Origin of the sequence: Actinoallomurus acaciae (genome assembly GCF_042429965.1) — a bacterium.
In the GTDB taxonomy this organism is placed as follows: Bacteria; Actinomycetota; Actinomycetes; order Streptosporangiales; family Streptosporangiaceae; genus Actinoallomurus; species Actinoallomurus acaciae.
In genome coordinates this window covers 1-7,898 of the sequence record NZ_JBHLZP010000382.1, presented here as the reverse complement: position 1 = coordinate 7,898, position 7,898 = coordinate 1, and the positions used below count along the sequence as shown (strand labels likewise).

The following is a 7,898-nucleotide window of genomic DNA, read 5'->3' as shown; positions in this document are numbered from 1 at the left end:
GCCGCGGCCGGCTCGCCGGTCGTGCTGGTCGCCAGCGAGGTCTCCACGGCGCTGCGCCGGCCCGGGACCGTACGGGGCATCCTGCACGAGTCACGCGACCAGGCCGGCATCTTCGCGCCGCTGGCCAAGGCGGTGTACCGGCCACGGACCGCCGCGGAGGCCGGTGCCGCCGTCGGCGACGCGGTGCTGACCGCCTTGTCCTGGCCGCGCGGGCCGGTCTACGTCGACATCCCGACGAACGTGCTCAGCGAGCCCCTGCCCCCGATCGAGGTCTCCGCGCCGGCACGCCGGTCCCCCGGCCCCGGGCAGGTCGACCGGCTGGCCGCGCTGCTGAGGGAGGGCACCGGCACCGTGATCTGGGCCGGCGGAGGCGTCGTGCAGTCCGGCGCCGAGACGGAGCTGGTCGCGCTGGCCGAACGCCTGGACGCTCCGGTGGTCACCACGTACGCCGCACGCGGCTCGATGCCGCCCGGTCACCCTCTGCACGTCGGCCTGCCGCCGCACGAGCCCGAGGTGGCCGAGCTCATCGAGAAGACGGGCCTGCTGCTCGCCCTGGGCACCGGCTTCGACGGCATGATGACCAGGAACTGGCGGATGCCGCTGCCCGGCCGTCTGGCGGTCGTGAACTGCGCCGAGGAGGACCTCGCCAAGAACCTCACTCCGGACGTCGCCGTACTGGGCGACGTCCGCACCGTGCTGACGGAGTTGCTCGGCCTCCTCACGCCCAGACCTCCGGGGGCCGCGGAGGGGCTGGCCGTGCTGCGCGAGGCGACCCGCGGCCGGCTGAGGAGCGACCCGCGCACCGCCGAGGCGATGGGGTTCCTCGCGAGCGTGGAGTCCGCGCTCGGCGAGGACACGGTGGTCGTCTGCGACATGGCCATCCCCGGCTACTGGTACGGCGGGTACGGGCGGGTCGCACGCGGACGCCTGCTGCAGTACCCGGTCGGCTGGGGCACGCTCGGCTACGCCCTGCCCGCCTCGGTCGGGCCGGCCGCGGACGGGCGGCCGACGCTCGTGATCTCGGGCGACGGCGGCCTGATGTTCGCGCTGGGAGAGTTCATGACGCTGGCCGAACGCCGCCTGCCGGTCACCGTCCTGGTCCTCGACGACGGCGGCTACGGCATGCTCCGGTACGACCAGGAGGTCGCCGGCGACCCGATCCGCGGCACCGACCTGCGCAACCCGGAGTGGGAACGGCTGGGCGAGGCGTTCGGCGTCCCCGCGACGGTGGTCGACGGAGTGGGTGCGGCGCTGGCGGGCGCACTCGCCGAGGCGCTCGCCGACCCGGGGCCGCGGCTGGTCGTCGCGCGAGCCGCGCTGCTGCCCCCGAAGACGACGTCGCCGAGGTGGTTCGAGTGACCGGGCCGTGGGGACCGCCGTACGGGCGGGACCGGAGCACCCGGCGCATCGGCTACCGGCGTCAAAGCCCGGCGAGCACGACAATGATATTCTCCGCTGGCTCGATACAATGGAAGAGAATCCGATGACTCCTGGAGCACGTTGATGTCACCCCCGAAACGGACATTCGTGCGTCCACCCACCGCGCAGGAGGCCGTTCTCCGAGAACTGCGCGACGCCATTATCAGCGGAGCCATCGCGCCGGGCACGCAGCTTCTCCAAGAGGAGGTGGCGGAGCAATTCGGCGTCAGCCGGGTCCCGGTGCGCGAGGCACTGCGCATCCTTGAGGGCGAAGGCCACCTGACCCACACGGCGCAGCGCGGCTACTACGTCACCGCGCTCGACATCGACGACCTGGTCGAGATCTACCGGCTGCGACAGCTTCTCGAGTCCGCCGCCGTCCGGCACACGGCCCCCCGGCTCACCGAGGCGAACCTGACGGCCATGCGCGAACTGATCGAAAAGATCGACGAGGCCGGTGCCGCCGAGGATATCGGCGGCATCGCCCGCGCCAACCGTGATTTTCACTTCGTGCTCATCGACTCGCCGGGGCAGGCGCGCCTCGTACGCCTGATTCATCAGCTCTGGGACGTCTCGTCCCCCTATCGCTCGCACTATTTCGCCGGTAAGGAAAACCGGGAAAGGCTACAGAAAGAACACCGCGAGATTCTGCGTGCCGCCACCGCCGGAGACACCGAGAAAGTGATCGAACTCCTGGATCTGCACCGCGGGAACGCCATCGCCGAGCTCGCGGCCGCATTCGGCGAGCCGCCGTCGTGACCCCGCGCGAACGGGCCGCGCGCCTGGGCATCGACCTGCCGCCACCGGCGCGCGCCCTCGGCGCCTACACGCCGGTCCGCGTGGAGGGCCGGCAGGCCTGGGTCTCGGGCCACACGGCGCGCCGGCCGGACGGCGGTCGCGTGACCGGTGTGGTCGGCGAGGACGTCGACGTGACGACGGCGCGGGACGAGGCGCGTACGGCGGCGATCAACCTGCTCGCGGCGCTGGAGTCCACCGTCGGGCTCGACGCCGTCGACGGGGTTCTGCACCTGCGCGGGTACGTGCGCGCCGCCTCCGGCTTCGCCGAGCATCCGAAGGTGATCGACGGGGCGTCGGACCTGCTGCACGAGGTCTTCGGGACCGGCGGCACGCACGCGCGCACGGCGGTCGGCGTCGCGTCGCTGCCAGGCGGTGCGTGCGTCGAGGTGGAGGCGGTCTTCACTCTGCGGGCCGGGTACTCCCGCTGACCGTGCTGCGGATCGACTCGACCGTGCCGCTCCGGTGGGTGCGCATCGTCTCCAGCATCGCCTCGACGTCGTGGTCGCGCGCGGCGTCGAGGAGCCGCCGGTGCTCCTGGCGGTCGCGCAGCTCCGACAGGCGCGTCTTCATGTAGTAGGAGCGATAGAGGTCGGAGACGTCCCACATCTGGCTGAGGATCCGCAGCAGGTGCTTACGCCCCGACATCGCGAACAGGGCGAAGTGGAACCGCCGGTGCGCGGCGAGCCACTCGCTCCAGTCAGCCTCCTTCTCCGCGCGGATCATGGTGTCCAGATCGGCGGTCATCGCGGCGATGGTCTCGGCCGAGATGTTGTCCACGGCCTCCCGCAGGGCCTCGCTCTCGAGGATCTGCCGGATGTCCTGGATCTGCTGAAGCTCGTCGACGTCGATCCGGGTCACCTGGTAGCCGCGGTGCGGTGAGTAGGTGACCAGCCCCTGGCCCTCCAGCGTGCGCAGCGCGTCACGGACGGGCACCCGGCTTACGCCGTAGCGCTCGGCGATCTCGTCCTGCATGATCTGGCTGCCCGGAACCAGGTCACCACTGAGGATCTCGCGCCGCAGCTCCCGCAGCACCGCGGTCTGCGCGGTGGGTGGACGCTTACTCAGCCCAGGAGACACTGCATACACTCCGAACGCCGGACAACGGTGGGAAGCACCTCGACCATCAGCCTATGCGGTCGGCACGCCCCGCCGAGAGACGCGGGCCGCAGGGCTCCGTCGACGAGGACGATCACGGGGTCGGCGGTGCACTTCGAGCGCGTCGTAGGGGCCGCGGCCGAGGAGAGGTCCGGCGCGCAGGAGTGCCGGTCCGGCTCGACGACCCGCGGGCGAGAGCGCCCCGAGGCGTACGGCGGACCGGTCCTCCCGCCGCTCCGCGTCACCCCTCGGCGTACTCGGCGGCGGTGAGGTACTCCACTCCCTGGTCCCGCAGGAGCGCGCGCAGGTCGTACCGGTCGAGGCCGAGCTGCCCGCCGGCCAGGGCCGCGCGCGTGGCCTCCTCCTTCTCGACCCGCGCCTGGGCCTTCCGTACGCCCTCGGCGGCGTCGGCGCGTGGCACGCACAGGACGCCGTCGTCGTCGGCGACGATGACGTCGCCCGGCCGGACGAGCCCGCCGCCCACGACGACCGGCACGTTCACCGCGCCGGCGGTCGCCTTCACCGTGCCCTGGGCGCTCACCGCGGCCGACCAGACGGGGAAGCCCAGGGCGTTCAGCTCGGCGACGTCGCGGACGCCCGCCTCGATGACCAGCCCTCGCACGCCGCGAGAGCGCAGCGACGTGGCGAGCAGTTCGCCGAACATCCCGTCGGTGCACGGTGAGGTCGTCGTGACGACGAGAAGGTCGCCGGCCGCGCACTGCTCGACCGCCGCATGGATCATCAGGTTGTCGCCGGGCGCGCACAGCGCGGTCACCGCGTTTCCGGCGATCCGGGTGCCGCGCTGGATCGGGCGCAGTCCCGTGCCCAGGTACCCGATCCGGCCCAGGGCCTCGTGCACGGTCGCGACGCCGTACCCGGCGAGGTCGTCGACCACCGCCGGGGCGGTGCGCGGAATGTCGGTGACGACCACCTTCCTCATGACAGCTCCCCCGTGACCTGCGGGTAGAGGCGCATGTAGGCCTCGGCGCGCGTGTCGTGGGTCAGGCCGAGGTTCGGCCCGGCGTTGCGCTTGAGCTGGACGCCGCGCCGCCTGGCCAGGTCGGTGTAGTAGTCCCACATGTGCTGCTGGGCCGGCAGGCACTCCATCGCCCGGCGCTTGCGCTCGAACACGCTGGTGATGTCGAGCAGGACCTGCGGCGTGAAGTCGCACATCTCCGGCTGGTGCGGCTCGAAGAAGAACACCGGCGGCGCGCCGAGCGGCTCGCCGGGCGCCGGGTAGCCGATCGCCTGCGCCAGCACTCGCGCCTCCAGGGCCATGCGGGCCGCGGCGGGGTGGTCGCCGTTGTACGGGTCGGTCAGCGGGTGGGTGAGCACGACCGACGGGTTCACCTCGCGGTAGACGCCGACGATGCGGTCGACCAGTTCGTCGGTCTGGCGCAGCGGGTAGTCGCCGGCGTCGAGGAACTCGATCTCGGCGCCGAGCGCCGCGGCGGCGTTCTCGGCCTCCTCGCGCCGCTGGGCCTTGATCTGCTCCAGCGACTTACCCTCGCGCCAGGCGCGGGCCGACTCGCCGCGCTCGCCGTAGGTCAGGCAGAGCACCTTGGCGCGCTGCCCGCGTTCGGCGGCGAGCGCGATGGCGCCCGCGGCGCGCCACACGAAGTCGCCCGCGTGGGCGCTGACGACCAGCAGGGCACCCGGCTCGGTGGTCATGGGTCCTCCTCCGGCGGAGGGAGCGACCGCCGGGGCCGTGTCTTCGGCTCCCTCGCTTCGCTCGGTCATGGGATCCTCCTTCATCTCGGTGTGCGTCTCAGACGGCGCTCGGCGCGGTCGCCGGCTCGGCGTTCGCGTCGAAGTCGACGTCCCGGGTCTCGGGCCCGATCACGGCGCCCGCCAGGATCAGCAGGCCGCCCAGGACGAGCAGCACGACGGGCGTGTACGTGTAGGGAACGAGGTGTTTCAGCCAGTCCTGGTAGTAGGCGTAACCGGCCGTCACCAGCAGCGGAAGGCTGTAGCCCATGCCGAAGCCGCTGCCGCGGACGGCGGCCGGGAACCGCTCGCAGATGTAGGACGGCGTCACCGCGAACATGCTGGCGCCGCTGAGCCGGATCAGCAGGGTCAGGCCGAACACCAGCGGCAGGCCGGACCACGGCCCCTCGGCCAGCAACGCGAACGCGGCGGCGCAGACGACGCCGACGCTCGCCCCGGTGGCGATGAAGAACGTGCGGCGCCCGATCCGGTCCGTCAGCGCGCCGATCAGCGGGAAGCAGAGGGTGTGGACGAACTGCGCCAGCACCAGCGTGCCGGTGACCTGCGTCGGGGTCAGGGTCGTCTGGGAGCCGAGCAGCGTGGGCAGCAGCCCGGAGGCCATGTTGGAGGCGAACCAGACGCCGGCCATGAGCACGAACACCTGCCAGAAGCTGCGCCGCGCCGAGCCGAACAGAACGGTCTTGACCGGGTTCTCGCGCTTCCTGCTCCGGGCGGAGGCGAGCCACACCGGCGACTCGCGCACCGTACGTGAGTAGTAGACGAGGAAGATCACGCCGAGGACCGCGCCGGCCGCGAAGGGGACCCGCCAGCCCCACACCGCGTAGGCCGAGTGGGGTCCGCCCGCCGGGGCGATGTGCAACATCAGGAAGCTGAGCAGCGAGATCGCGCAGTACGACAGCGGGAATCCGATGCTGACCAGGCTTCCGTACAGGCCGCGGCGCCCTTGCGGGGCGATCTCCATGGCGAGCGGGATGGCGCCGGTGTACTCACCGCCGAGGAAGACGCCGTCGACGAACCGCAGCAGGATCATCAGGACGACCGCCCACAGGCCGATCTGCGCGTGGCCGGGCAGGGCGGCGATGACCCCGGTGGTGACCGCGCAGCCCGCGACCGACAGCAGCGTCACCCGGCGCCGGCCGACGCTGTCGGCGAGCCGGCCGAAGATGAGGGAGCCGAGCGGGCGGCCGATCAGGGTGGAGACGAAGACGGCCGCGGTGATGATCGCCTTGGTTCCCGAGGGGACGGAGGCGGGCACGAAGTAGGACAGGGCGGGCGCGAGCGCGATGGTCGGCAGGTAGACGTCGAACATGTCGACGAAGAAGCCGAACGCTCCGCCGATCACGGCGGCTCTGCGCTGGGCGATGTCGGGGGTGGGGGCAGACGGGGTCGAGGTCATGGAGCACCAAGTCCGGAGCTCGCCGGAGGCCGTGGCGAGCTCCAATTGTTGACAATCGTGTGGCCAATCGTGGGACGACGGACCGCGACTGTCAAGAGGCCCCCCGTGGCCCTTCTCTCCTAAGGGCCTTCCCTAGCTGCGCGTTCTTGCTCGGCACGGGCAGGGCTCCCACCGTACCGGCGTTGCAGGTCCGGCTTTCCCGAGGCTAGATTGTCAACATTATTGCCGTACATCCGGAGACGACCATGACCAACGCTTCGCCCCCGTCCCCGCGGGCGCGCGCCCTCGTCGAAGGCGCGTACGACACGCACATCCACGTCGCCCCGGACGTGATGGAGCGCCGGATCGACGACATCGACCTCGCGCGGCGGTTCGCCGACGTGGGGATGGCGGGCTTCGTGCTCAAGTCCCACTACGTACCCACCGCGGAGCGGGCCCAGGTCGTCCGCAAGGTGGTGCCCGCCGTCCGCGCCCTGGGCGCCATCACGCTGAACGGCTCGGTGGGCGGCCTGAACCCGTCGGCGGTGGAGATCGCCGGCCGCCTGGACACACGCGTCGTGTGGATGCCGACCGTCGACAGCCGCAACCAGCGCGACAGCCGGGCGCAGGACCCGGCGGGCGCCAAGCCGCCGATGTGGGCCGCTCTCCAGGACGACCTGCGAGCCGCGGGCATCGAGCCGCCGGCCATCGAGGTCGTCGACGCCGACGGCGCGGTCACCCGGGCCGTACGCGACGTGCTCACCGTCGTCGCCAAGCACGGCATGACCCTCGCCACCGGACATCTCAACGCCGCGGAGATCGTCGCCGTCGCCGACGCGGCCTTCGACGCGGACGTACGCCGTGTCGTCGTGACGCACCCGGAGTTCACCTCGCAGCGTCTCCCCGTGGACGTGCAACGCCGGCTCGCCGAACGCGGTGCGCTCCTCGAACGCTGCTTCACCACCGCGCACACCGGCAAGGTCACCTGGCGGCGGCTGCTCGACAACATCCGGGCGGTCGGCCCGGAGCACTCGGTGCTCTCCAGCGACCTGGGGCAGCCGTTCAACCCGCCGGTCGAGGACGGCCTGGCGATCATGGCCGACACGCTGCTGGAAGACGGGTTCTCCGAAGAGGAGATCCAGGTCATGGCGGTCGCCAACAGCCGCCGGGTCGCTGGCGAGGACGCCCGATGACGGCCACGGTGTGCGTCGCCGTACTGGGCCTCGGCGAGGCCGGCGGCGCGATCTCCCAGGACCTGGCCGCCGCGGGCGTCCGCGTACGCGCCTACGACCCGCTGCCGCGGCCGTCGGACGGGCTCATCTCCTGCACGGACGAGGCCGACGCCGCGCGTGGCGCCGACCTGATCCTCAGCGTGAACAGCGCGAAGGCCGCCGAGGACGCGCTGCGAGCGGGCCTGGCCGGTGTGGGCGAGGGCGCCGTGTGGGCGGACCTGAACACCGCCGCGCCCGAGCTCAAGCGCCGC

General features: G+C 72.1%; 9 protein-coding genes. 5 read left to right on the top strand and 4 right to left on the bottom strand.

The genetic code is table 11. The features are described from left to right. The 3 genes from ACFFNX_RS35310 to ACFFNX_RS35300 form a co-directional block, all read left to right on the top strand. A partial coding sequence (locus ACFFNX_RS35310; RefSeq protein ID WP_378210270.1) for a thiamine pyrophosphate-binding protein occupies window positions 1-1,359 on the top strand: 1,359 nt, incomplete at its 5' end. A 168-nt stretch (window positions 1,360-1,527) separates the two neighbouring features. Further along, complete coding sequence (locus ACFFNX_RS35305; RefSeq protein WP_378210269.1) at window positions 1,528-2,178, top strand: GntR family transcriptional regulator; 651 nt, start codon at window positions 1,528-1,530, stop codon at window positions 2,176-2,178. Continuing rightward, complete coding sequence (locus tag ACFFNX_RS35300) at window positions 2,175-2,645, top strand: RidA family protein (protein WP_378210268.1); 471 nt, start codon at window positions 2,175-2,177, stop codon at window positions 2,643-2,645. The genes ACFFNX_RS35305 and ACFFNX_RS35300 overlap by 4 nt, the downstream gene beginning before the upstream one ends. Here the strand turns inward: ACFFNX_RS35300 and ACFFNX_RS35295 are convergent. From ACFFNX_RS35295 to ACFFNX_RS35280, 4 genes are all read right to left on the bottom strand, one after another. Next, window positions 2,617-3,294: a GntR family transcriptional regulator gene (locus tag ACFFNX_RS35295; RefSeq protein ID WP_378210266.1), complete on the bottom strand. Its 678-nt coding sequence runs from the start codon at window positions 3,292-3,294 to the stop codon at window positions 2,617-2,619. The two genes, ACFFNX_RS35300 and ACFFNX_RS35295, sit on opposite strands and share 29 nt — an antisense overlap. A gap of 259 nt (window positions 3,295-3,553) precedes the next feature. Next, the gene (locus tag ACFFNX_RS35290) at window positions 3,554-4,252 is read right to left on the bottom strand and encodes a 4-carboxy-4-hydroxy-2-oxoadipate aldolase/oxaloacetate decarboxylase (RefSeq protein ID WP_378210265.1); all 699 of its coding nucleotides are present in this window, start codon (window positions 4,250-4,252) and stop codon (window positions 3,554-3,556) included. Continuing rightward, window positions 4,249-4,983 (bottom strand): PIG-L deacetylase family protein, encoded by a 735-nt coding sequence (locus ACFFNX_RS35285; RefSeq protein ID WP_378210264.1) that lies wholly within the window; start codon window positions 4,981-4,983, stop codon window positions 4,249-4,251. Before ACFFNX_RS35285 ends, ACFFNX_RS35290 begins: the two co-directional genes overlap by 4 nt. A 97-nt stretch (window positions 4,984-5,080) precedes the next feature. Further along, window positions 5,081-6,436, bottom strand: a complete 1,356-nt coding sequence (locus tag ACFFNX_RS35280; RefSeq protein ID WP_378210263.1) for an MFS transporter — start codon at window positions 6,434-6,436, stop codon at window positions 5,081-5,083. A gap of 245 nt (window positions 6,437-6,681) precedes the next feature. On the opposite strand from ACFFNX_RS35280, the gene ACFFNX_RS35275 reads away from it, so the two are divergent. Further along, on the top strand, window positions 6,682-7,608 hold the full coding sequence (locus ACFFNX_RS35275; protein WP_378210262.1) for a DUF6282 family protein: 927 nt from the start codon (window positions 6,682-6,684) through the stop codon (window positions 7,606-7,608). Continuing rightward, window positions 7,605-7,898: NAD(P)-binding domain-containing protein (locus ACFFNX_RS35270; protein WP_378210261.1), on the top strand; the 294-nt coding region annotated here is incomplete at its 3' end. The genes ACFFNX_RS35275 and ACFFNX_RS35270, both read left to right, overlap by 4 nt.

Coding starts and splice junctions, on each gene's coding strand:
- ACFFNX_RS35290 (WP_378210265.1), bottom strand. CDS start 4,252: ATGAGGAAGGTGGTCGTCACCGACATTCCGCGCACCGCCCCGGCGGTG.
- ACFFNX_RS35285 (WP_378210264.1), bottom strand. CDS start 4,983: ATGACCACCGAGCCGGGTGCCCTGCTGGTCGTCAGCGCCCACGCGGGC.
- ACFFNX_RS35280 (WP_378210263.1), bottom strand. CDS start 6,436: ATGACCTCGACCCCGTCTGCCCCCACCCCCGACATCGCCCAGCGCAGA.
- ACFFNX_RS35275 (WP_378210262.1), top strand. CDS start 6,682: ATGACCAACGCTTCGCCCCCGTCCCCGCGGGCGCGCGCCCTCGTCGAA.